We start from the raw sequence: 23,689 nt of genomic DNA, 5'->3' as shown, positions 1-23,689 counted from the left end.
CTGAACGGTTACGAATCAGCAACGCCAATAGGCTCTAATTCCTCAAGAAGAATGAGATAATCTTGTCCGATTTTTTGAATGGTCGTAGGAAGATGGAAATTACGAGAATATTCAATTCTTATCTCTAACTGACCATCTATGATTAGGAAAAAGAATTCAATCAATGTGGTACGTTTTTGATCCAGTGGCGATAAACGACAATCGCGCTCGCCATAAACAAACTCAAACAAGTCAGAGAGAGGAACCGAACGATTTCCCAGATAATTAGCCCTTACTGGGGTTAAATTACTATCAGGATAGAGATATTCAGGTAAAGACTCACCTATCCAATCATAAGTTACGCCATTCATTGGTAAGCTTTCAAACTGCTCATTGATGGTACTGATAGTTTTTTGCCAAGTCGTAGAAGTGGATAAATTAATGCCTATGGGAAAATTTACAGCATAATTGCCCATACTTTCCATAAAAGACTGACCTTCGCCTAAATCTCGCCCATGACTACGATGACTGATAACCACCTGTTTGCGTTGACTCCAATCACCTAATAAACGGTATAAAGGAGCAAGGAGAATAGGATAAAAGTTAGACTGATAATAAGCCTTGCCTTGGCTTAATAACTGTTTAGTTTGCGCTTTACTTAGGACAAATCGCGCACTTTCGGCAGAAGCTTCAATATTTGGGCCTTTGACATGATCGACGGGGACTTCAAAGCGACTCTCTGCATCGGGAAATTGTTCCTTCCAATAATTCAAGTGTTCGTTCATTGTTCCTTTTTTCTCCTCATCCCTCAAGACTTGCACAAAATCTAAGTAAGACTGAGGATTAGGGTTAGGAAAAGTCGGATCACTTCCTACCAATAATTGATGATAGGCACTCCAAAGTTCCTTAAACAAGATGGTTGCACTTAACATATCGGCAATGATGTGGTGAGCGACCATCGTAATATCGTAGCAATAGGGACTAACTTTAACAACAAGAGTGGCAGTGAGTGGCCAACGGTCAATCTGGATTGTTTTAGCTAAATCTGACATTTGAGCTTTGATTTTAGCATTACGTTCTGCTTCTGTTAAGTGGCTTCCATCCCAATACTCTGCTAGGATAGGTTGAGGATCATTGATCAAGTATTGCTGCCATTTACCTTGATTTTGTAGGCAAACCGTCCGAAAAGCTTCATGACGTTGCACCAAAAGATTAGCGGCTTGATTGAAAATATCAAGATTCAAAGACTGATGATAGAGAAAACGAGTATAACCCAACCATTGATAGGGAGGTTCAAAATAGTTGACTAACCAACTTTGTGCCGGTCCAAGGGGTATAAGAGAAGGAGTAGGGGGAGCAGCGGGAGCAGCGGGAGCAGGAAGTAATTCGGCGGCTAATGCTTTACGGTCTAACTTTCCGTTATGATTCTTAGCAAGTTGTGGAAACCAAGCGAATCGTTGAGGAATCATGTAATGGGGGAGTTTCTGCTCTAAATGTGCTTTGAGAACTCGGTTTTTGATTTTATCCCCCGATAAACAAGCAATTAATCGTTTTTGTCCTTCACCGTAATCAATAGCTAAAACGGCGGCCTCGCGGACATTGGGATGAGTGGTTAAGATGCTCTCAATTTCCCCTAATTCAATGCGAAAACCCCGAATTTTGACCATATTATCGATACGTCCATGATATTCCAGCGTACCATCGGGTAATTCCTTGACTAGATCACCTGTCCGATAAATATAGTCACCAGAGACATCAGAAAAAGGATTAGAACAGAACGCTTTAGCGGTTTTTTCAGGATCTTTGAGGTATCCTAATGCTAATTGTACGCCACCAAGCCAAAGTTCTCCCATTTCCCCTTGTTTAACCGGTTGCATCTGATCATCCAACACTTTGAGATAGACATTATCGATCGCTTTTCCGATGGGAATTTGGCTGCTGGTGCGTTCGTCAGGACGTTCTGTAATAATATGGTAAGTCACATCAATTGAGGCTTCTGTCGGTCCATAAAGATTGGCTAAACCTGTCTTTAATCCATAACAATCAAGCCATTTTTGGATAAAAGACATGGGTAAGGCTTCCCCACTAAAGATTAACCAGCGTAGATCAGGAAATGTCCAAGATTCGTTTTCAATCGCACTGATAAATTCCCCAAAGAGGGAGGGAACAAAGTGCATTACATTAATTTTAGTCTTTTTAATCCATGCAGCAAATTCCCAAGGATTTAAGACTACTTCGCGTTTGACGGGACATATTGTTGCACCTTCCATTAACGTCCAGAAAATTTCCCATACGGAAATATCGAAGCAAAAAGAGGTGCGTTGTGCAACGCGATCGCCTGTTTTCAGGGAAAATGTCTTTTGCATCCATTCTAGACGATTCATATAACCGCGATGGTTTAACATTACCCCTTTTGGCCGTCCTGTTGATCCAGACGTATAAAGAATTACCATTAAATCCTCAGGACGATTACAAAGATTTATGGATTCTTTACTGTGTTTTTGCCAGATAGAAGTGGTAATCTGAGTTAAATCATTAATTTTGTTTAATCTTTCTCCTTCATCTAAAAAGAGGACGGTTTGCAAGGGTAAAGGTTCTGTCACACAGGAAATTAACTGTTCACTTACTTGATGTTCGGTAAGTAAAATCTCGATAGTGGCATGATCAAGAATATAACGCAATCTTTCGACGGGATAATCGGGATCTAAGGGTACATAACAGCCACCTGCTTTAAGAATTCCCAAAATACCAATAATCATGCCTGGATTTCGTTCCGTCATAATTCCTACTCTGGTATTGGGGTTAACACCTTGAGTCTGTAAATAAGCAGCAACTTGATTAGAAAGATGGTCTAATTGTTGATAAGTTAGGGGACAAGTCTCATCTAAAACAGCGATCGCATCAGGGGTTAATTGTGCTTGTTTAATAATTTTATAGTAGGGAATTTCGGGGGAAAAAGCCATAAGAATAATCCTCTATTAGATGTTAGGTGGTAGGGGCGCAAGGCTTGCGCCCATTGGTCTTTTAAAAGGTAGCCATTAAGGACTGATAACGAACCTTCGCTGATTGAGGTATAGCCGGACAAAAAAAGTTCAGGATATCATAAATATTTGTGGATTCCTACCTACCGCAGGAATGACATATTTTTCTTCGTCCTAACATTAATTTGTCGGGCTATATTTTACGAATAGCTGTTGACGATTGAAGGTTGAGATGGGGCTAAAATAGCAGCCATTTCTTGCAAGGTACGACAATTTAAAAGGTCTTGGCGATATTGTTTGCCATAAATCCCTTCTAGCTTGGTAACAAGGCGAATGCGTTCTAAAGAATCTAGTCCTAAATCTGCCTCCAAATCATCACTTATTTCGTCTTCTTCAATTGTCCAATGACAAATTTCGGAAGTTATTTGTCGTAGCATTTCTTCAATCTCTGTATTAAGAGAAATAGAGGAAGAATGAGAAATAATAACTTGATCTTGGACGGGTAAATTGGCTAGTTCTTCAATTTGGCTGACATAGGCTGTCATTAATTGATCTATTAGCAATAAGTCAAAGTGATGGTAATCGTAACTTGCAAATAAATGAAGACGATTATTAAATATTTCTTGCAAAATATCAATTGTTCCAGTTGCGTTCATTCCTCCTGCTTGATAGTCAGTAATTGATAAAGCATCATACTGAGGTTGCAGGTGAGTTTGTCCCGTATAAGGAAGGTATAAATTAGACTTTAAAGCCTCCTGTATTAAAGAAAGACTATGAGGGGGAATTTTACCCTTTTCTAGGGTAATATTGTCTCGAAAAATTGTTCCCATTTGACGAGTTTGCGCCCGATCTAAACCGGTGCCAATATGTTGTTGTACAGTTTGCTGAATTTGGCTTAAAAAGGTCGGCCAATCTTGCTCAGATTGAGGTTTAGCAAAACTTAATGCAAGATTTTGAGCAAAACTACTAACCACACCTGTTGCATCTACTTCGGGGTAAATTCGTCCACTGGTGGGAATCGAAATTCCGATATTTTCAGCTTTTGAATCTATTTGTGACATAGTTTTTATAAATGCACCTAATAATAGTGCATTCATCGGGACTCGCCATTGACGGGTTTTGTCGATTAATTGAGAGGTAGTTTCTGCTGAAAGTAGATACTTTTGATTGTAAAAGAGAGGAGATTTTTGAGCATTTTTCTGCTGTTTAGGTTGCCAACGATAGGACATTCCAGACACAGCATTATTGTATTCTGCTAAGGCTCGATCTTCCTCAATATCTTGCCAATCGTTCATTAATTGAACCTGTTTTCGATAATCTTCTACAGTCAATGTAGGGGGAAGATTTGGCGTTTCTTTAGCAACTATAGCCCGGTAAATTTCCAAGAATTCCCGCATCATGACATGGTTACTTAACCCATCCGAAATTAAGTGTTCATTCCCTAAAAATAATTGATGAATTTGATCAGATAATTTAAGAACAGAAAATCCATGCAACGGCCATTGCGTTAAGGACCAGTTATAGTTTAACCAATGATAGATTTCTTCTTCAATTTTCTCCCCTTGTTCCTCAGGAGTTAAAGTGGTGAAATCTTTAACAAGAATTTCAGGAGGAATGGGATTTTCTAGCACTTCTAATTGATAGTCTGCAAAGCAGGTTGCATCTTCTGGAATCTGAAATTGCGCCCGTAACATGGGATGTCGATTAATTAACAGTTTCCATGCTTGTTGAGCAATATTTAAGTCAAATTCTCCTGCAATTTTAACCTTAGTAAATAAACTATTAGAATTGAGACTCCAATAACTCATTAACAAGGGAATTTGACTATGGAGAATAGGAACCAGATTCGAGGGTTGTGGTTTGAGGTTTTTGGTTTGTGGTTTAGGGTTAGAGATTTGAGGTTTGGGGGATGAAGTATGAGATTGAATAATGGTTAATAATTCCTGAAGATTGGAGACTTGCATTAAATGGCGTAGGGAAAAGGTTTCACTAAATTGACTACGTTGCTCTTCAGGAATTAATGATAGTAACCCGTTCATTAATTGGGTCATCATAATAGAATCTAACCCTAAATCTGCTTCTAAGGAAACATTCAAACTCAATTGCTGAGGATTTAAACCCGTAATTTGACTTATTAAGGCAATTAATTGACTTTCTAAGCTTTCAGCCTTGGTTTCGTTTTGTTTTTGGGTTGGGCGCAAGCCTGGCGCCACTAGAGTTTCTCGTTCTTGACTTTGGTGTAAGTCTTGCCCTTCTACGGTTTCTGTCCCTTGGGTTGGGCGTAAACCAGGCGCCTCTACGGTTAACCAGTAGGGTTGTTTTTGGAAAGCATAAGTAGGTAAAGGAAGACGAAGACGAGCATAATCTTTATCAAAGCCATTCCAATCAATATTAACCCCAGAAACGGCTAATTTCGCCACACTTTGTAATAAAATTTGCCAATCATCCTGTCCTCGTTGTAGGGAAGATAACCACAGATAATCAGGGTTTGCTAAGGTTTTTTGACCCAATCTCGTTAAAATCGGATGAGAGCCGATTTCAATAAATAGATTATAACCTTGGCTGGCTAAGGTTTCTATTGCTGGGGCAAATTGGACGCATTGACGCACTTGTTGACACCAATAGTCCTCTGTTACTGCTTGGCTGATTTCTTCACCTGTTACGGTGGAAATCCAATCTAATTGGGGTGTTTTATAGCTAATTTTAGCAGCGATCACTTTAAATTCTGCTAATATCGGTTGCATCATCCCGGAATGAAAAGCATGAGATACCTTAAGCAGACGCACTTCAATGCTTTGTGATTCTAAATCTGCTTTAATCTGATTAATTGCTTCCTGATCACCCGAAATAACAATATTTTCCGAACTATTGATAGTTGCAATCTCAACTTGATCCCCATAAGGAGAAATAACAGATTTTACTGTTTCAATAGGGGCAAATATGGCTGCCATTGCGCCTTTTTGGGGTAAAGACTGCATTAAGCGTCCTCTTTCGGCAATTAACTTGATTCCCTCTTCGAGAGAATAAACCCCTGCAACACAAGCGGACACATATTCCCCCACACTATGACCTAAAACCCCATCAGGTTTAATGCCCCAAGACTGCCATAATTTATATAATGCGTATTCAATGGCGAATAAGGCGGGTTGAGTATAAGCAGTTTGGTCTAATAAGCTAGAATCACTGTATAAAACCTCTAATAAGGACTTTTCTAGGTAAGGTTGCAATAAGCGATCGCATTCCTCTAAGGCGTGACGAAAGGTGGGTTGAGTTTCATACAGTTGTCGTCCCATGTCTGCATACTGAGAACCTTGTCCTGTAAACAAGAAAGCAATCTTATTTTGACGACTTTTTGCAACTGCTTGGCTTAAAACATTCAAACAAGGTTGTTTTTGCGTAAATGCTGTTAAAGAGTCCTTGGCTTCAAGGGTTGATTTTGCCAAAATTGCCAGACGATGGTTAAATTGTCCTCGTCCCGTGTTGGCACTAAAAGCTAAGTCTGCTAGGTTTAATTGAGGATTTTTCTCTAAATAGTTGACCCATTTTTGCGCTAAATCATCTAAAGCATCGTCGCTTTTCGCTGATAGAGTGAGTAAATGAGCAGGACGATCCACTTCAGAAGGATTAAAGCTTAATTGAGGCGGTTCTTCGATGATAATGTGGGCATTTGTGCCACTTAATCCAAATGCACTAATTCCAGCCCTTCTAGGTTCTTCTGTTCGCTGCCAAGGCAGAGAAGCGGTAGGAATTTTGAGAGCGGTTGCAGCAGCCGCTAAATCAGGATTAAGTTCTTTAAAATGAAGATGGGGGGGGATTTCTTGATTTTTTAGGGATAAAATGACTTTTAATAGGCTGGCCATCCCTGCTGCAATTTCTAGGTGGCCGATATTCGTTTTTACTGAACCTACCATTAAGGGGTTATCAGTGGAACGATCTTTGCATAGGATATTGTTAATCCCCCGTACTTCAATAGGGTCGCCTAAGGCTGTTCCTGTCCCGTGTGCTTCTAAATAGCTAATTTGTTCGGGTTTTACTTTTGCATTCTCCAATGCTTGACGAATAACTGCCATTTGCGCTGATCCATTGGGAACCGTTAAACCACTACTGGGGCCATCTTGATTGACCGCCGAGCCTCTAATTACCCCTAAAATGTTATCTCCATCGCTTATAGCATCAGAAAAGCGTTTTAAGACCACCATTCCACAGCCTTCCCCTCTCACATAGCCATTTGCATCTTTATCAAAGGTTTTACAACGACCATCAGGGGACAAAGCGCGGGTTTTAGAAAGATATAACGTCACCTCCGGGGATAGCATTAAACTAACTCCCCCTGCTAAAGCTAAATTTGACTCTCTGTTGCGTAAGCTTTGACAAGCCAGATGTACCGTGACTAAAGAGGTAGAACAGGCGGTATCAATGGCTAAACTGGGTCCTTGTAGCCCTAAAAAATAGGATAAGCGACCTGAAGCGAAACAAAACGCATTTCCTGATCCCGTATAAGCATCAATGGGAATTTGTTGCTTAATTTGCCGTTTTGCGTAATCATCCAAGCCAATGCCCACAAATACGCCTGTTTGCGTCCCTGTCAGCTTCTGAGGTGCAATTCCGGCATTTTCTAACGCTTCCCAACTTACCTCTAATAATAATCGTTGTTGAGGGTCTAGTGCGATCGCCTCCCGGGGAGTCATCCCGAAAAATTGCGGATCAAATTGATCTACTGCGTCAAGAAACCCGCCATAACGAGCATAAGTTTTGTTAGGAAGATCGGGATTTTCGTCATAATAAGCCTCCGCATCCCATCTTTGGCTAGGAACAGGGACAATTGCTTCTTTTCCCCTTGATAATAGCTCCCAAAACGCCTCTGGACTATTTGCACCCCCCGGAAAACGACACCCCATGCCAATAATAGCGATCGGTTCATTTTTTTGCCGTTCTAAGGCTTCAATCTTGTTACGAGCTTCTTTAAGCGCAATAACTGCTTTTTGTAACGGCGTTAATTCTGTTTTCTGGTGATGAGAACCCATGATGTTAAAATGCTCCTTAGATATTAGGTGTGAGGTTGTTAGGTATTCAGATAACTGATAACTGTTAAAGTAATGCTTCTAATTCCGCCAATTCCTGTTCCATCAAAGCTTCTGTTTCTGCTTCTGAAAGTGACTCCAATTCAGCAAGGGCTTGGTTGAGTACTACAACATCCGTTGACTCGGTTTCCGAAGAAATCTGAGAATTTTCTGAATTATCTTGCCAAGCAAATACTTCTTGGACAAAATACTGCACCACATCACCAATAGTGGGATACTCAAAAGCAAAGGTAGAAGGTAAAGAGACAGAAAATAAGCCTTCTAGACGATGTTTCAGTTCTACGGACATTAAAGAATCCATTCCCATCTCAAAGAACCCTTGATCAGTATCTGGTAAAGTATCTCCGTGAATTCCTAAGACTTGCGCTACTTCTTGCTGTAAACGAGTGGTTAATAGGGTGACTCGTCGGTGAGGAGGGTTTTTTTGGATGGTTTGGGGGAAATTCTCGACCGTTTGCACAAAATTATCCTTATCTTGCTTGAATAACGCTTCTAAGAAAGCCACCCGTCCTTTTGCTGCAACAATCGTTTTAAACTTAGACCAATCAATCTCTGCTACCATTGTTTGAGTAACATTACCATTGATTAGAGCATCTAAAGTATCTAGGGCTAAATTAGGTTGTAATGGATTGATTCCCAGGCGTTTTAAGCCTTCTTCATAGCCTTGCGTGGCCATTCCCCCTTGAGCCCAAGGTCCCCAGTTAATGCTTAACCCTGTGAGTCCAGACTCCCGACGGTAGTGCATTAAACCATCTAAGAAATGGTTGGCAGCAGCATAGTGAATTTGACCTCGTGATCCGATTAAAGCAGACATGGAAGAGAAACAAACAAAGAAATCTAAGGATAAATCTTGAGAAAGTTGGTGTAAATTCCACGCTCCTGCTGCTTTAGGATTAAATACGCTCTCAAAACAATGGAAATCCATCTTGTCAATGGTGCGATCGCTCAAAACCCCTGCTGCGTGAATAATACCCTGTAAGGGAGGACAATTTTCTTGAATTTGGTGAAAAAGTTGACGGGTTTGTTGATGATCACTGACATCAGCGGCAATTACTTGAATAGTAGCCCCTTTATCCTCTAAAGCTTTGATTTTTACCTGTTTATCCGTTGAATGGTCAGCTAAGGCTCGCCGACTGGTTAAGATTAAATGATTGGCACCTTTTTCAATTAACCAATCTGCTAAACTTAATCCTAAAGAGCCTAAGCCACCAGTAATGAGATAACTGGCTTCTGTCTTCTTAAAATTGATGTTTGAGCTTTTTATTGCTTTATTAGGTACTAAACGGGCAACATATCGTTGATGATCCCGAAAAGCGATGCGATCTTCTCCTAGATTTTCTGTTATTTCAGCAATAATTGCTTGAGACGATGGTTGTTTTTCTTCTAAATCAATCAATCCTCCCCATAAATTAGGATATTCAAGGGCAATGACTTGACCCATTCCCCATAAGGACGTTTGCGCTATTTTAAGCGGTTTAACAGCATCATTCACCGGTTGTGCTTGTTGTGTTATGACCCAAAGTTTAGGGGGTTCTTTAGTTTTAAATTGAGCTAAAGCTTGTGTTAGATACAATAAACTGGCATAAGAACGAGTTTGAGAGGGTTGGGAGTTAATATCGCTGTCTAACCCCCATAAATAGACCACTTTGGTGATTGGTTCAGTTAGATCTTGTAACAACCGTTGAAAATCCTTAACATTATTAGGATTAATTTGATAATGACCTGACACCAACTTCTGATAAGTTTGACCAGAAGACACCAAAACATAAGCATCATTTAGGGTTGTTGCTAAGGCTTTACCGACTACTTGATTATCATTAAAAATTAACCACCGTTCTCCTTGAGAAGGCTTATTTTTTAAGTTTAAAGGACTGAGTTGCCATTCCACTTTGTAACAGTTTTTACTCACATCCTGTAGGATAGGCATCTGGCCTGCTATTGTTGTATCTTCTCCCACCAATAACTGTAATAATTGCGGTAAAAACTGCTTGACTTCAGGTGATAATTGATCACTTTGATTTAACTGTTCCGTTAGTTGTTCAGTTTTGCCTTCAACTAATAAATTAAGTAAACTAGAAGCAGACGAAACAGACTTAAATTGAGGTTTAGCATCACTTACCCAATAAGATTCATGTTGCCAAGGATAAAGCGGTAACTTAACAAACTGACAATTTTCGGGATATAATTTTTCCCAATTAATCGAATGTCCCCAAGTGTAGAGCTTTCCTAAAGAATTTAATAGCGTTCCCCGTTCAGAATGTTCTCGTCTTAGAGAGGGTAAAACAAATCCCTCAGTATCTTGTTCTCGTAAGGTACTTTTAATATATCCCAATAAAACAGGATGGGGGCTGATTTCAACAAAGATAGTATGACGAGATTTAATCATTGCTTCAATAGCAGGGTTAAAACGTACCGTCTGACGCATATTTTGTCCCCAATAAGCGGCATTAAATAATGTCCCCTCTTGTTGATCACCTGTTACGGTTGAGAAAATTGGTATGGTGCTTTTTTGAGGCTGAAGCTCTCCTAATTTTTTAACTAAATTATCCGCAAAAGTAGTCATTTGTTGACTATGAAAAGCATAATTAACAGGTAGTTCTTTGGAAAAAATATCGGGACGGTTTTGGGACAATTCAGCAATTAATTGATCGATCGATTGAGACTCCCCAGATACAACCGTTGAATAGGGACTATTAATGGCAGCAATTTCTAATTTATTTTCCCAAGCAGCCATTAAATTTTCTACCTCATTAACAGGTAATTCAATCGCAAGCATTTTTCCATTTCCTGTTGCTTGCTGCATCAACTGTCCGCGCTGACAAATCAAATGAATGGCTTCCTCAAGAGTTAGAATTCCCGCAAAATGGGCGGCTGCAACTTCTCCCAAGCTGTGACCAACCACAGATTTAGGATTAATCCCCCAAGATTGCCATAATTTAGCTAATCCAACTTGTAAAGCGAATAAAGCAGGTTGAGAAACTTCTGTTTCTTGTAAACGAGATTGAGCTTCAGACGCATTAAATTCCGCTAATAATGACCAGTTAGCATACTTTTGAATCAAAGTATCACATTGTTTAATAACAGAGCGAAAAACCGGTTCTGTTGCTAATAATTCCCGTCCCATTGCCCACCATTGAGGTCCTTGGCCAGAAAAGACAAAAGCAATGTTTGTTTTACGTTTTGAAGGCTTAGATTGAGTCGATAAATCAATCGTTTCTAACTCTTTTAAACCCTTCAATAATTCCTCATGAGAATGAACCACAACCGCCTGACGATGAGCATGATGAGTCCGTCTTGCACTAGCACTATAGCAAAGATTCTGGACAAATTCAGCGGTTAAAGCTTGATCTTTCAGGAAATCTTCATAATTTTGAGCTAAATCTCTAACCGCTTCTTGACTATGGGCAGATAAAGGGAGTAAATGAGGGAAAGTTAAGGAAATTGGTTCTGGGTGAGATAAATTAGCTTCTTCTAAGATAAGATGAGCGTTTGTTCCCGAAAATCCAAAAGAACTAATTCCCCCCTTGGCGGTTGTTTCCTGTTGTGGCCAGGTAATTAAAGATGATTGAAGCTTAAGGGGTAACTTATCAAAGGGAATATAAGGATTCGGCTTGTTAAAATGCAGACTGGGCGGAATTTGCTTGTTTTTCAGGGAAAGTGCCATCTTAATCACACTGGCAATTCCTGCCGCTGCTTCGAGATGTCCTATATTACTTTTTACCGATCCCACCAAACAAGGATTATCCTTGTCTCGTCCTTCTTCTAACACAGCTCCCAAGGCCATCGCTTCGATGGGATCGCCTAAAGATGTTCCCGTCCCGTGTAATTCCACATAATTAAGCTCTTTTGGCTCAATTTCGGCATTTTTCAAGGCTGATCGAATCAAGCTTTCTTGTGCCGGTCCATAGGGAACCGTTAACCCCTTGCTGCGTCCATCATGATTAATAGCAGTTCCTCTAATTAACGCATAAATGGAATCCTTATCTGCGATCGCTTGAGCCAACGGTTTGAGAATAATACAACCGACTCCCTCACTTCGCACATATCCATTGGCGCTTTCATCAAAGGTTTTGCAACGTCCATCAGGAGACAAGGCTTTCAATTTGCTTAACGCAATATGACCAATAGGGGATAAAATCAGGTTAACCCCTGCTGCGATCGCCATTGAAGACTCATCATTCCATAAACTTTGACAAGCGAGATGCACTGCGACCAAAGAGGAAGAACAAGCCGTATCTACCGCTAAACTAGGACCTTTTAAGTTAAAAAGATAGGAAAGACGACCGGCTGCGATATTTGTGCAGTTTCCTGTTAAATCATAGCCTTGGGGATGGTGGCTATATCCTGCATGAATGCGACTATAATCGTTTGTGGCAATTCCCACAAATACACCTGTTTTCGATCCTGCCAATTGTTCCCGTGTTATTCCTGCATCTTCAATGGTTTCCCAAGCTACTTCTAAGAGTAAGCGTTGCTGAGGGTCCATTAATAAGGCTTCTCTAGGAGAAATCCCGAAAAAATTAGGATCAAACCCATCAACTTGCGATAAAAATCCCCCATGACGAGAATTCATTTTCCCCTGTGTTTCGGGATTCTCATCATAATATTCATCAATATTCCAGCGCTCCTTAGGAATTTCGGTGATGCCGTCAATTCCCTTTGATAATAATTGCCAGAATTCATGATAATTATTCGCTTTAGGAAAACGACAGCCAATTCCAATAATTGCAATAGGTTTCATAGTTGAGATATCCGTAATTAATAGACAGTAATTGCGTAGGGTTAAAGGTAAAAGATGCTATCTTGTGATTTTTGATGTTATCTTTTACCTATGCCTAAGTGATTAACCCAAATTTAGACAATAATAGGTATTTTTTCGGGCGATCTTTTTACTTCTTTTTTTACCCAAGGATTTAGTTGAGGACGATAACGATAGTTGGTAAATTCTTGGCGAGTTTGTTCAATTTGGCTATTATCAGAAAGCTTACGAGTCAAATATTTATAGACCATTTCCGTAATGGCAGATTGAACTGCGCCATTAAGATGTCCAAACAGATAGGACAGATTTTTTGGATTGAGAAAAGCTGAAAAACCAAATCCTTTCCAGAGGAACTTTGCATACCAAACTGCTGTATAAAAACTGGTCGCTTTAATTCCAGCGAAAACATTGCACCGTCTTGGTTCAAATTTAGTGTTTTCGATAAAGTCATCGAAGTGTTTGAGGGTATGATAACCCCAGATTAATTGATCAGTACGATGAGCATCCATAAAACCAATATTTTTATTCTGCTCAACTAATTGGTTAAATTGTTCATAGAGATGATGCCAATATCCTTTTATATCCGCTTGAACTTTTGGCACATAACGGGAAATAAAGCCAGTATCTAAATGCCATTTGCCGACATAAAGGGGAATTTGAATCCCAAACCACCACATATATTCGGCATAAATACGCCAACTCATGATACTAGCATGACCTAATTGTTTATCATGGTGTTCAATGAGATGATTATTCAATCGAGTATAGGTAAGGTTAAAGTCATTGTAAGCAGCCCGTTTTTCTTCTGTATCCGCTTCTCCTGCAAGTTGAGAACGAATAATTTCCGTGATACTTTCAATCGCAAAAGCAATCATACTTGTTCCCAAAGAGTAAAAGGGATCAAAAATACAAGCAGCATCTCCAACTACATACCAATTATCTTGAGAAAACATCGTTTTGCTAGTATGGGAAACTCTAGGAAGATAATGAAAATCGACATTTTCGCCAGAGGTGACTAAGCGATAAAGTAGATTGTGATTGGCTTTTAGGAAAGCATAAAACTTCTCTTGAGTATTAATTTGGTCGTTGGCGATAACACTGCGATGTTGAGCAATTCCAATAGAGATTTCTTGGGAGTCTTTTTCTGTGGGAATCATCCATAACCAATGACCATGACCAAACCAATGATTGGTTGCATAGTAATGGCTACAAGTTGCTCCATAAGGGTCATAACCATCATGAAAAATGGTGCGATCTATATTTTTAACCCGTACCCAAGCCGATCCCGTATCAACTCCAAATAAATTATCTGCACCTACAATAACGTTATCAGTTTTATGGCCAATAATAAACTTACGTCCTGCTGCATCAACAAGGTGTTTTGCTCTCAGTTCGTGATAATTTCCGTCAATCATTTTAACTTTGACGGTGTGCATCTCATCAGTAGGAGTAATGTCCACATCAACCACACGCCCTTGATAGAAACTTGCTCCCATTTTCTTATTCATTTTGAGCAAATCCCGTTCAAACTTTGCCCGATTCATTTGAAACGTGCCAAGGGGAAATTGTCGATTCGCCCAAATATGATAATAATCATCAATGGTGTCAGTTTTATCTGCATCTTTTGCCCAATGAAAATTAAGAGCATATTTAGGGGGATGATTTTCGATCATATATTCGTATAACCCCAATTCTTTGCAAACAAATAAGGTGGCAATTTCCACCATTGATTCGCCAATTTTGAGGTCTTTATTAGTTCTTTCTTCTGGACGAGGATCGATCAGTGCAATTTTAATGTTGGGAACATTTAGAAGTAAGTGTCTTGCTTGACAGACCCCAGCAAAACCTGCTCCCATAATCACAACATCATACTCATTAGTGTTAGTAGCAACCATTGTTCAAATTCTCCTGATACGAAATGAAATAAGTAATTTAGCAAAGACTCGATGAATTTCCAAACGATTAAACAGTAACTGTAATTTTTTGAGAAGCTAAAGGTGCTGTTTCTTGTTCCCACGAATTAAGTTCTGGCTGATAGTGATAGGTGGTAAACTCTTGACGCATTTCCGCAATTTTGCGATTGGAGGGAATTCCTTTGGTGAAATGTTTATAAACTCTTTCTGCGATGTCCGCTTGTATTACCCCTTGTAAGTGCTTCAGTAAGTAGAAAAGATTCTTCGGTTTAACAAAAGCAGTGACTCCAAACCCTTTCCAGAGAAAATTAGCATACCAAATGGCTGTATAAAAATTAGTGGTTTTCATACAAGCAAAAACATTACACCGTCTGGGTTCAAGTTTGGCATTTTCAACAAAATCATCAAAATGTTTTAAGGTATGATAATCACCCCAAAGTTGATCTCCTCGATGACAATCCATAAACCCTAAATTTTTGCCCTGAGCGATGACTTCGTTAAATTGCTGATAAAGATGTTCACAATACCCCATTTGATGTTCTTTTAAACCAGGAGTATATCGGGTGAGAAAATCTAAATCTAAAAACCATTTTCCCGTGTACATCGGAACTTGGACACCAAACCACCAGATATAATCATGATAGATCCGCCAACTCATAATACTGGCATCTCCTAACTGTTGATCATGATGTTTGATTAGATGGTTATTAAACCGCGTGTAAGTTAGGATAAAATCATTGTACGCCGCTTGTTTTTTCTCGCCAATAGCTTCTCCTACTAATTTACTGCGAATAATTTCTGTCGTACATTCAATTTGATAGGAAATCATGCTAGATCCCAAAGAATAAAAAGGATCAAAAATACAAGCTGCATCTCCAATTACATACCAATTATCGGCTGAAAACATGGTTTTGCTTGTATGAGAAGGTCGCGGTAAATAATGGAAATCAATATTTTCACCACTATTAACTAAACGATAAAGAATTTCATGATTGGCTTTTAAGAAAGCATAGAATTTCTCTTTTGTATTAATTTGCTTATCAGCGATCGCTGAACGATGATAAGCAATGCCAATGGAAATTTCTTGACTATCCTTCTCGGTAGGAATCATCCATAACCAATGACCATGACCGAACCAATGATTGGTTGCATAGTAATGGCTACAAGTTGTACCATAAGGATCATAACCATCGTGAAAAATGGTGCGATCAATATTGTTAACTCTAACCCAAACAGAACCGGTATCAAGTCCAAAAAGATTATCTGCTCCAAATAGGAGATTATCGGTTTTTTGACCAATAATAAACTTCCGTCCTGCGGCATCAATAACGTGCTTTGCTTTGAGAGTTATCTGTTCATTTTCGACTTTAGCGATAACGGTTTTGAGTTCATCTTTTGAGGTTAAATCAACATCTACAACTCGACCTTGATAAAAAGTTGCTCCCATCGCTTTATTCATTTTTAGGAGATCCCGTTCAAATTTTGCCCGGTTCATTTGAAAGGAAGCCAAAGGCGGTTGACGATTATTCCAAATATGATAATAATCATCAGTGGTAGTCGTTTTGTCCTTCTTTTTCGGCCAATGGAAGTTTAGTCCAAATTTGGGAGGATGATTTTCGATCATATATTCGTATAACCCCAATTCTTTGCAAACAAATAGGGTGGCAATTTCCACCATTGATTCGCCAATTTTGAGGTCTTTATTAGTTCTTTCTTCTGGACGAGGATCGATCAGTGCAATTTTAATGTTGGGAACATTTAGAAGTAAGTGTCTTGCTTGACAGACCCCGGCGAAACCTGCTCCCATAATCACAACATCATAAACTTTTGTGTCAGTCGTAACCATTGGTGAAATTCTCCTAAAATGTGATGAGGAATAGAGTGAATAAGAAAGAATACAAGAAAAAGTTAAAGATATAATTCCCCTAATCGGGTTGCTAATTCAGCAATGGTGGGATAGTTAAAAATGACCACAGGATTTAATTCCTTTCCGAGCCATTTTTCTAAGCGTCCTAATAAAACTAACGCTTTTCGTGAGTCGAGTTCATAATTATCAAAAGGTTCTTCAATATCAATGTCATCAAGGTCAACATCGAGTTGTTGAGCAAACTGATCAACGAGCCAGTTTTGAATGTCTTCAACGGTACAAGGAGATTGAACAGTTGTCATCATGGGTTAAGTTCCTTTAACGTGAAAAAAGTGTTGTAGCAACCTAAGATTGCTTAACTTATATTCCTAGTTTATTCCTCTACCCATTGATCAGCCATGTTTTATTTTTCGCCAAAACTGGATTTTTTTTATTCCTATTTTTTATGGCCAAATTTAGTACATTTTTACCATATAAATATAATCGAAAAACCTAGCAGACAATACAAAATATTATCCATTAAATTTCAACTCCTTTTTTCTTACAATAAAAGGTAACAAAGTTAAGTTGCTAGTTACTAGGTAAAAATTATGATAGAGACTCATGTTCTTAACCCATCTGTTACAGAGATTTATTCCACTACTCAACCGATTGAAACCGCTCATAAATCTCCGCAAATGCTCCAAGAATTATTAACTTCAGCCGTTGTACAGCTTGAAACAGAACTGCAAGATAAGCTAGAAAAACTGTTATCTAAACAGGAGTATCAACTGTTGGAAGTTGGTGAGAAGATTAATGCCTTGACACAGGAATTAGAGCAAGCAATTTCTGAATTTCTCCACATTGCCCAACAAGCAAATAAAACCTGTAGCTCTCTCCAGTTTTTAGGTGAATCTGTTCAAAAAAAACCTAATAATTTACCCAATAAAGGAAGCAAAGATACCGTTAGAGTGGTTTATAGTCATGCCGCCAAATTACCGCTTCCTGTGGTAGAAAAATATGGCTTAGGGTTTATCCTAAAAGATAAAATGGTTGATTTATCCCAACTAGGTATTACCCTTTCACTCTCTCGTCAATCTCCTTATCTTTCTGCCATCAAACAGGGATAATTTAAGCACTACTAAGGTGGGCATTGCCCACCTCAATCATGATTATGTAAGGTGTAAAGTTTAAATACTTAGAACCTAAAACCTAAAACTCAGCCATCATTTAAGCTACTTGAGTTTGATATTTTTCTCGCCAACGTTTAGGAGATACTTTATGTAACTGACTAAAGCGACGGGAAAAATAATAGGGGTCAGTAAACCCAACGGTGGCGGCAATTTTGGTAATTGACTCATGGGTTTTCAGTAACAAGGATTGGGCTTCTAGCATTCTTCGTTCCACAATCCAATGAATAATCGTTTTGCCGGTGCGACGCTTAACTAAATTGGTTAAATAAGCAGGAGAATAACCAGCCGATCCAGCCACATCATTGAGGGTAATGGGTTGACTATAATTTGCCTCAATAAACTCAAAAACTGGTTTTAATTGAGAACTATCAGGGTAGAAAGAAGCCAAAGAATCAAAGAAATTCGGTTGAGGGTTAGAAGAACGCTGTATCAACGATTGAGGAGCTTGTTTTGAGTTAACAGAAGGATGAATTCTGCAAGCGTAGCCATCTTTTTCAGATTCTAGAAAATTTAAAGAACGAGCTACTATGCTTATATAATCCTGATCTCCATATTTGAGAAAGTTAACCGTAATATCGAGGGATTGATGATCCTCATAATAAGGATGGTGTGTGATCAAACGTCCAAAACCTCGACGTTGAATTAATTTCCAGTATCTGGACCAATCTGAGTTTAAAAAATCTTGAGCAGCTTCTTCTATAGTCAAATTAGATAACTGTTCTCTGGAATGTCCCAATAAAGCACAAGCCGCATCATTGTAATGCTTAATCCGTCCTTGGGAATCGATCCACAATACAGATTCAGGGATTTGATTGATTAAATATTGAATAACAGATATGGATTCAGCTATTTCTTGCTGAGGGACGGAATTAAGAAAGTTAGTCGTAGAATGAGAGAAGTTAAGGGAGTTAAGAGGGTTACAGTTTGGAGTTAAAAGCATGAGACTGTTCCTATAATTTTCAAAATAGATAATTTTTTGACAAAAGATGGTTTTCACTCCATCACAGACAAAACTGATTTCCTGATCTTCTTAATTCTTGATAAGGAAATTACAGCACTTGGCTGATCGCTCAAGTACAACTACTAGGGTTGAAGTGCTTATACAGTAAGCCTTTCGGTGATTGCATGGGATGTTCCGTCTCGGAAAGTGTTGTATTGAGCTTGTCTTTGATCTACAAGCGGAGATGCGTCTTTCCGCAAATTTTTAAAACCCACATTCCGCACTTCAAATTATAGTAAGTAGTCATGCAAGGCGTTGCTGATTTGAGATATGAATCTTCTTGGGCGGAATTTCTTAAAACCTAGACCCGAACTAACTTTTGCATCGGTGTCATCAACGCCCTATTTTACGTCCTCTGTAGGTAATGCGCGTGGCGGTGGCTGCCCCAGGACTACCCGCCTGACGGGACAGTATAAGCTGCCCGCGCATTTAAATTGCTTGTTGAGATGAGGCACTCTTGCACTCTTGCACTCTTGCAAGAGGCAAAAGTAAAGGGATTAGGGGAGATTTAGCTAATCTAAGGATAGGCGGTTAAGATGCGTCTTAGCTTACTACTACTTGAGAAAGTGGACTCAAGACGGAACATGGCTGAAAATCCATAACTGTCTCCGGGATTACGTCAGGACGATGGAAGGTCATCTAACGGCGGCGAGCGCGGGAGTTTTAGACAGCCAATCGGTCAAAACCGCCACGATGATTAATCAAGAGGTGGGTTATGATGCGGGGAAACGGATTAAAGGAAGAAAGAGATTCACATTAGTCGATACCTTCGGGCTGTTAATCGCAGTCAAAGTCGTCTTCTGCCAAAGATTCTCCATTTTGCTGAGGACTTTCCTATTTTAAACTAGATATAGATGATGTCTAGATAGATTGAACTTAAAAAAACTTAATCATCAAATCTAAAATTAATCTATCTAAATCTCTAATCTTCAGCAATTTAGAAATATGCTGAGCAGCAAAAACCACAAAAGGTTTTTCAGAATCTCTCTATTTTGAATTAGGAAAAAACTCATGTCTATGCGTCATTTTGCTTTATTACTCGGACTCGGACTGACAATGATCAGCACAGTCATGCTACCGTCTCCTTCCGTACAAGCTGAACCTGTCATTTATATCGAAACAGGTGGAAAAGAAAGTCTTAGCTTTGATCCCGATGGATTAGCCGTCTTAGAAAGTATTGGTTTATCTTTGGCATCGGTTGAGAATACTGATACTCCCGCACAGGGATACGATTATGCTTTTAATATTCTTCCTCCTAGTTCTGATCCCAATATACGAGGAACTGACTGGGTATTTAGTTACGATCAAGAAACAGGCAATTATGAAGTGATTAGTGGAACAACTGAATTTACGGGAAGTATATTTTTTAACGTTGATCAAAATAAGTTGAGTCTTCCCTCGGTTTTAGAAATAGGAAATTTTTCCGCATCCTTCCAAACAAACACTAATCCAGATATTCCCTTACCCTTTTTGGTTTTTATAACCGATACGCTCAATACAGGTCTTAAAGTTCTCAGTCCGATCGAACCCGGATTACCTAATGTTGACCTCAATAATAATACTTGGTCACTGGAACCTGTTCCTTTTCTTTTCACTAAAGAATTTAGTGATTTTTTAGTAAAAGCTGGAGCGACTCAATCGGTGGAAGGGCTACAAATTGCTATCGGTAGAGCAGATCGTTCATTTGTGCCTTTATCGACTCAAAGTGTCCCTGAACCAAGCAGTATATTAGGATTATTAATGGTTGTATTAGCTGCAGGTTATTCTAAATTTTTATGTATTAAATAAAACTACTATAGCAATTCCCATAGTTGTGAGGTGCAAAGTCTTAGGTTTTGAGAATTCAGGAGCCAGGAGTTAAGATTTTAATGTACCTCATGAGATTGGGAAACGCTATAATTTTTTACTAAATCATTTAACTAGACTCCTCAACAAAAACAAAGAATTGACAAATTGTGCCAAAGATTCTCCATTTTGCTGAGGACTTTCCTATTTTAAACTAGATATAAGTGGGTGGGTGGAATTAAATATAAGATGAACGTAGGTTGGGTTGAAGCATGAAACCCAACGCCCGATTATGTTACGCTACCGCTAACCCATCCTACAAATAATTGTGCCTCCCTACTTAGATGATGTCTAGATAGATTGAACTTAAAAAAACTTAATCATCAAATCTAAAATTAATCTATCTAAATCTCTAATCTTCAGCAATTTAGAAGTATGCTGATCAGCAAAAACCACAAAAGGTTTTTCAGAATCTCTCTATTTTGAATTAGGAAAAAACTCATGTCTATGCGTCATTTTGCTTTATTGCTTGGGCTAACTACCGCTGGAACAGCCACTTTATTAGCTCCCCTTCCCACTCGTGCTGCTAGTTGTGAAACAGGTGATTTATTTGATTTTAGTTCCATCCAATTTATTGCAACTCGGCCTATTGCTTCTAATAACTGTTTGCGGTTATTTGGAAAACGAACAGACCCGACTCCTCAAGGATTTGTGGGCTATGGCGCCGGTCACACTGAAACCGCTTTAAATTCACCCGGAAATCCAGCCCCCTATTATGCTGCGGGGATTGATTTTAGTCCCGAAAATTTGGTTAATCCTTTAGGAGCAACCCGATCCGCCACATTGTTAAATAATATTACAGGATTTTCTAACTTTGCGACTTTCCTCACCAATAACAGTATTAATGTCGATCGTATTGGGTTTAGTTTTGGTCCTAAAAACGGGGATTTTACCAAGAGTTGGAATTTAGGAAATGATATTAATGGAGAGAACTATTTTTCCTCTCCTACGTCTTCTCTAGAAGAACGCATTTATGCCGCTAATTCTAAGGAAGTGGAAAGCTTTTTATTGTTGGACAACACTAAAATTCTTAGCTTTGGTTATAGCGATATTTATTCATTCTTAGAATATGGTGCAACCACCGCTCCTGATGATGACTCTGAAGCGATTATTAGTGATCCCTTTAGTGTTTCTAAGGTAGCTGGCCTGCTCGGAGAATTTGACGGATTAGCCAATGCTTTCTTAGCCGATGTGGGTTCTAATAAAGTACAATTAGTCAGTGAAGATGCCGCCGTTGTCCCAGATGACGTTTTTATCGATCCCTCAATTGGCCCATTAAATCCCGTGGTTTCTATTCAATTTCCCCTGCAACTGAGAATTGTTTCGACTCCCGACCCCTCTGTTACCCTTGGCTTAATGAGTTTAGGCATTATTGCCGTGGGGTGTCGTTTGAAAAATAAAATTCGGAAAGAATAAGACAGCAGTTGTAGATAAGCTGAGACCCATCCCCGTCTTCACGTTAAATTCTTTAATGAATAGACTTATGCCAGATAGCCATCCTATGTCACCCCCTATGTCGGAAGATCCCCTAAAAATCACTGCCACCTCTTCTGAACCTCAAAAACACTCAAAACGCCGTTTCCAAGGGGCTCGGCGATGGTATCTTGGGGGACTTTTATTGTTAGGAGTCGGTTATGGGATTGGGTCAATCAGTCAACCAACTCAACCAATCGCCCCTTCTGTTGCTGAAAATGAACATTTTCTCCCCGTTGAAATCGACCAGCTAGTACAGGTCAATGCTTATCAACAGTCTCGAACTTACACTGGGGAAATTGTCGCTCAAAACACCAGTGATTTAGGGTTTGAACGAGGAGGAACAATGACTCAACTGCTGGTGACAGAAGGACAATGGGTGAATCAAGGAACGCCCCTTGCTCGTTTAGATGACCGTCAATTAATCGCCCAAACACAAGACTTATTAGCCCAAAAACAACAGGCTTTAGCACAATTAAAAGAAATGGAGGCGGGTTCTCGTGCTGAAACCATTGCCGCAGCCCAAGCAAATTTGGCTCAAGAAAAAGCTCAACTACAAGAGATGGAAGTGGGACCTCGCACTGAAACCATTGCGGCAGCCCAAGCGCGTTTGAAAACCCTCCAAGCACAATTAGCTTTGGCTCGTAGTAAACGGGAGCGACGACAGAATCTTTATACGCAAGGGGCTATTTCTCTTGAACAGTTTGACGAAGTCGTCACAGATATGGATAGTCAACAGGCAAGGGTTAATGAAGCCCAGAGCCAATTAGATGAGCTATTAGCAGGAACACGCCCTGAAATCTTAACTCAACAGCAAGCAAGGGTTAAACAGGCTCAAAGTCAACTGGATGAGTTGTTAGCAGGGACTCGCAGGGAAGTGATTGAAGCCCAAAAAGCAGCTATTAAACAGCTAGATAGTCGTTTAGCTAGTATTGAACTTGATTTAGAAAAGACCGTTCTTAAAGCCCCTTTTTCGGGCAAAATTCAAAAACGTTATCTCGATCAAGGAACGGCGGTACAAGCGGGTCAAGGGGTGGTGCGTTTGGTGCAATTAGACGGCGTTAAAGCCCATATTGGTGTTCCTACGTCCCTGACTTCTGAGATTAAGATCGGACAATCACAAACCCTAAAAATTGACCAAAAATCTTATTCAGCGACCGTTAAGGCAATTTTACCTGAACTAGATGCTGCTAGTCGTACCGTGACGGTGGTTTTTCAAGTTAAAGGAGCAGGAAGTAGCGGCGAGGCTACCTCACCGCTGCTAACCACTGGACAAATTGTCACCTGGAAATGGCAACAAAACATTAATACTTCGGGTTATTGGCTACCTAGTACCGCTCTTGTTAAGGGAATTCGAGGATTATGGTCGATTTATGTCCTAGGAGATGGGAATGCAGCCCAAGGATTTGTCGTAGAACGTCGGGATGTGGAGGTTTTATACACCGATGGGGAGCGAGTTCTCGTGCGAGGAACATTAGACGGAACCGAAAAAGTGATTAGTAATGGCACAAATCGCATTATTTCGGGGCAAAAGGTAAAAATCAGTAAACAGTAAACAGTGAGCAGTTATCAGTTAACAGTGAACAGTGAACAGTAAACAGTGAGCAGTTATCAATGAA

General features: G+C 39.5%; 12 protein-coding genes. 5 read left to right on the top strand and 7 right to left on the bottom strand.

All coding sequences use genetic code 11. From position 1 onward, the window contains the following. Window positions 1-8: 8 nt before the first annotated feature. The 6 genes from MAE_RS12120 to MAE_RS12095 all read right to left on the bottom strand — a co-directional run bounded on the left by MAE_RS12120 (window position 9) and on the right by MAE_RS12095 (window position 16,882). Entirely contained in the window at window positions 9-2,942 is a 2,934-nt protein-coding gene (locus tag MAE_RS12120) for an amino acid adenylation domain-containing protein (RefSeq protein ID WP_012265835.1), read from the bottom strand. 218 nt (window positions 2,943-3,160) lie between these two features. Next, on the bottom strand, window positions 3,161-7,984 hold the full coding sequence (locus MAE_RS12115; RefSeq protein WP_012265834.1) for a type I polyketide synthase: 4,824 nt from the start codon (window positions 7,982-7,984) through the stop codon (window positions 3,161-3,163). Window positions 7,985-8,048: 64 nt separating this feature from the next. Then, window positions 8,049-12,782 (bottom strand): type I polyketide synthase, encoded by a 4,734-nt coding sequence (locus MAE_RS12110; protein ID WP_012265833.1) that lies wholly within the window; start codon window positions 12,780-12,782, stop codon window positions 8,049-8,051. Between the two features lie 113 nt (window positions 12,783-12,895). Continuing rightward, on the bottom strand, window positions 12,896-14,695 hold the full coding sequence (locus MAE_RS12105; protein WP_041804082.1) for an NAD(P)/FAD-dependent oxidoreductase: 1,800 nt from the start codon (window positions 14,693-14,695) through the stop codon (window positions 12,896-12,898). A 67-nt stretch (window positions 14,696-14,762) separates the two neighbouring features. Further along, window positions 14,763-16,559 carry an NAD(P)/FAD-dependent oxidoreductase gene (locus tag MAE_RS12100; protein ID WP_012265829.1) on the bottom strand — a complete coding sequence of 599 codons (1,797 nt, stop codon included), beginning with the start codon at window positions 16,557-16,559 and terminating at the stop codon, window positions 14,763-14,765. A 62-nt stretch (window positions 16,560-16,621) separates the two neighbouring features. After that, the gene (locus MAE_RS12095; protein WP_012265828.1) at window positions 16,622-16,882 is read right to left on the bottom strand and encodes an acyl carrier protein; all 261 of its coding nucleotides are present in this window, start codon (window positions 16,880-16,882) and stop codon (window positions 16,622-16,624) included. A 288-nt stretch (window positions 16,883-17,170) separates the two neighbouring features. Here MAE_RS12095 and MAE_RS12090 point away from each other — a divergent pair, with 288 nt between their 5' ends. Further along, window positions 17,171-17,689: a hypothetical protein gene (locus tag MAE_RS12090; RefSeq protein WP_002761905.1), complete on the top strand. Its 519-nt coding sequence runs from the start codon at window positions 17,171-17,173 to the stop codon at window positions 17,687-17,689. Window positions 17,690-17,789: 100 nt separating this feature from the next. Here the strand turns inward: MAE_RS12090 and MAE_RS12085 are convergent, their stop codons facing one another. Further along, window positions 17,790-18,692 (bottom strand): helix-turn-helix domain-containing protein, encoded by a 903-nt coding sequence (locus MAE_RS12085; RefSeq protein WP_012265827.1) that lies wholly within the window; start codon window positions 18,690-18,692, stop codon window positions 17,790-17,792. Window positions 18,693-19,310: 618 nt separating this feature from the next. Between MAE_RS12085 and MAE_RS12080 the strand changes: the two genes are divergently transcribed. The 4 genes from MAE_RS12080 (at window position 19,311) to MAE_RS12065 (ending at window position 23,625) form a co-directional block, all read left to right on the top strand. Beyond that, on the top strand, window positions 19,311-19,595 hold the full coding sequence (locus MAE_RS12080) for a transposase (RefSeq protein WP_185237609.1): 285 nt from the start codon (window positions 19,311-19,313) through the stop codon (window positions 19,593-19,595). A 168-nt stretch (window positions 19,596-19,763) separates the two neighbouring features. Beyond that, window positions 19,764-20,540: a PEP-CTERM sorting domain-containing protein gene (locus MAE_RS12075; RefSeq protein WP_012265825.1), complete on the top strand. Its 777-nt coding sequence runs from the start codon at window positions 19,764-19,766 to the stop codon at window positions 20,538-20,540. Between the two features lie 498 nt (window positions 20,541-21,038). Next, a complete protein-coding gene (locus tag MAE_RS12070) occupies window positions 21,039-22,013 on the top strand; it encodes a hypothetical protein (RefSeq protein ID WP_012265824.1) in 975 nt (324 codons plus the stop codon). Window positions 22,014-22,098: 85 nt separating this feature from the next. After that, entirely contained in the window at window positions 22,099-23,625 is a 1,527-nt protein-coding gene (locus tag MAE_RS12065) for an efflux RND transporter periplasmic adaptor subunit (RefSeq protein WP_012265823.1), read from the top strand. The last annotated feature ends 64 nt before the right edge of the window (window positions 23,626-23,689 follow it).

It is taken from the genome of Microcystis aeruginosa NIES-843, assembly GCF_000010625.1.
Classification (GTDB): domain Bacteria; phylum Cyanobacteriota; class Cyanobacteriia; order Cyanobacteriales; family Microcystaceae; genus Microcystis; species Microcystis aeruginosa.
The sequence above is the reverse complement of the archived record's forward strand: the minus strand, read 5'-3'. Positions and strand labels throughout refer to the sequence as shown.

Excerpts from the sequence above, each read along its gene's own strand:
- MAE_RS12120 (WP_012265835.1), bottom strand. The coding sequence starts at position 2,942 with ATGGCTTTTTCCCCCGAAATTCCCTACTATAAAATTATTAAACAAGCA.
- MAE_RS12115 (WP_012265834.1), bottom strand. The coding sequence starts at position 7,984 with ATGGGTTCTCATCACCAGAAAACAGAATTAACGCCGTTACAAAAAGCA.
- MAE_RS12110 (WP_012265833.1), bottom strand. The coding sequence starts at position 12,782 with ATGAAACCTATTGCAATTATTGGAATTGGCTGTCGTTTTCCTAAAGCG.
- MAE_RS12105 (WP_041804082.1), bottom strand. The coding sequence starts at position 14,695 with ATGGTTGCTACTAACACTAATGAGTATGATGTTGTGATTATGGGAGCA.
- MAE_RS12100 (WP_012265829.1), bottom strand. The coding sequence starts at position 16,559 with ATGGTTACGACTGACACAAAAGTTTATGATGTTGTGATTATGGGAGCA.
- MAE_RS12095 (WP_012265828.1), bottom strand. The coding sequence starts at position 16,882 with ATGACAACTGTTCAATCTCCTTGTACCGTTGAAGACATTCAAAACTGG.
- MAE_RS12090 (WP_002761905.1), top strand. The coding sequence starts at position 17,171 with ATGATAGAGACTCATGTTCTTAACCCATCTGTTACAGAGATTTATTCC.
- MAE_RS12085 (WP_012265827.1), bottom strand. The coding sequence starts at position 18,692 with ATGCTTTTAACTCCAAACTGTAACCCTCTTAACTCCCTTAACTTCTCT.
- MAE_RS12075 (WP_012265825.1), top strand. The coding sequence starts at position 19,764 with ATGTCTATGCGTCATTTTGCTTTATTACTCGGACTCGGACTGACAATG.
- MAE_RS12070 (WP_012265824.1), top strand. The coding sequence starts at position 21,039 with ATGTCTATGCGTCATTTTGCTTTATTGCTTGGGCTAACTACCGCTGGA.
- MAE_RS12065 (WP_012265823.1), top strand. The coding sequence starts at position 22,099 with ATGTCACCCCCTATGTCGGAAGATCCCCTAAAAATCACTGCCACCTCT.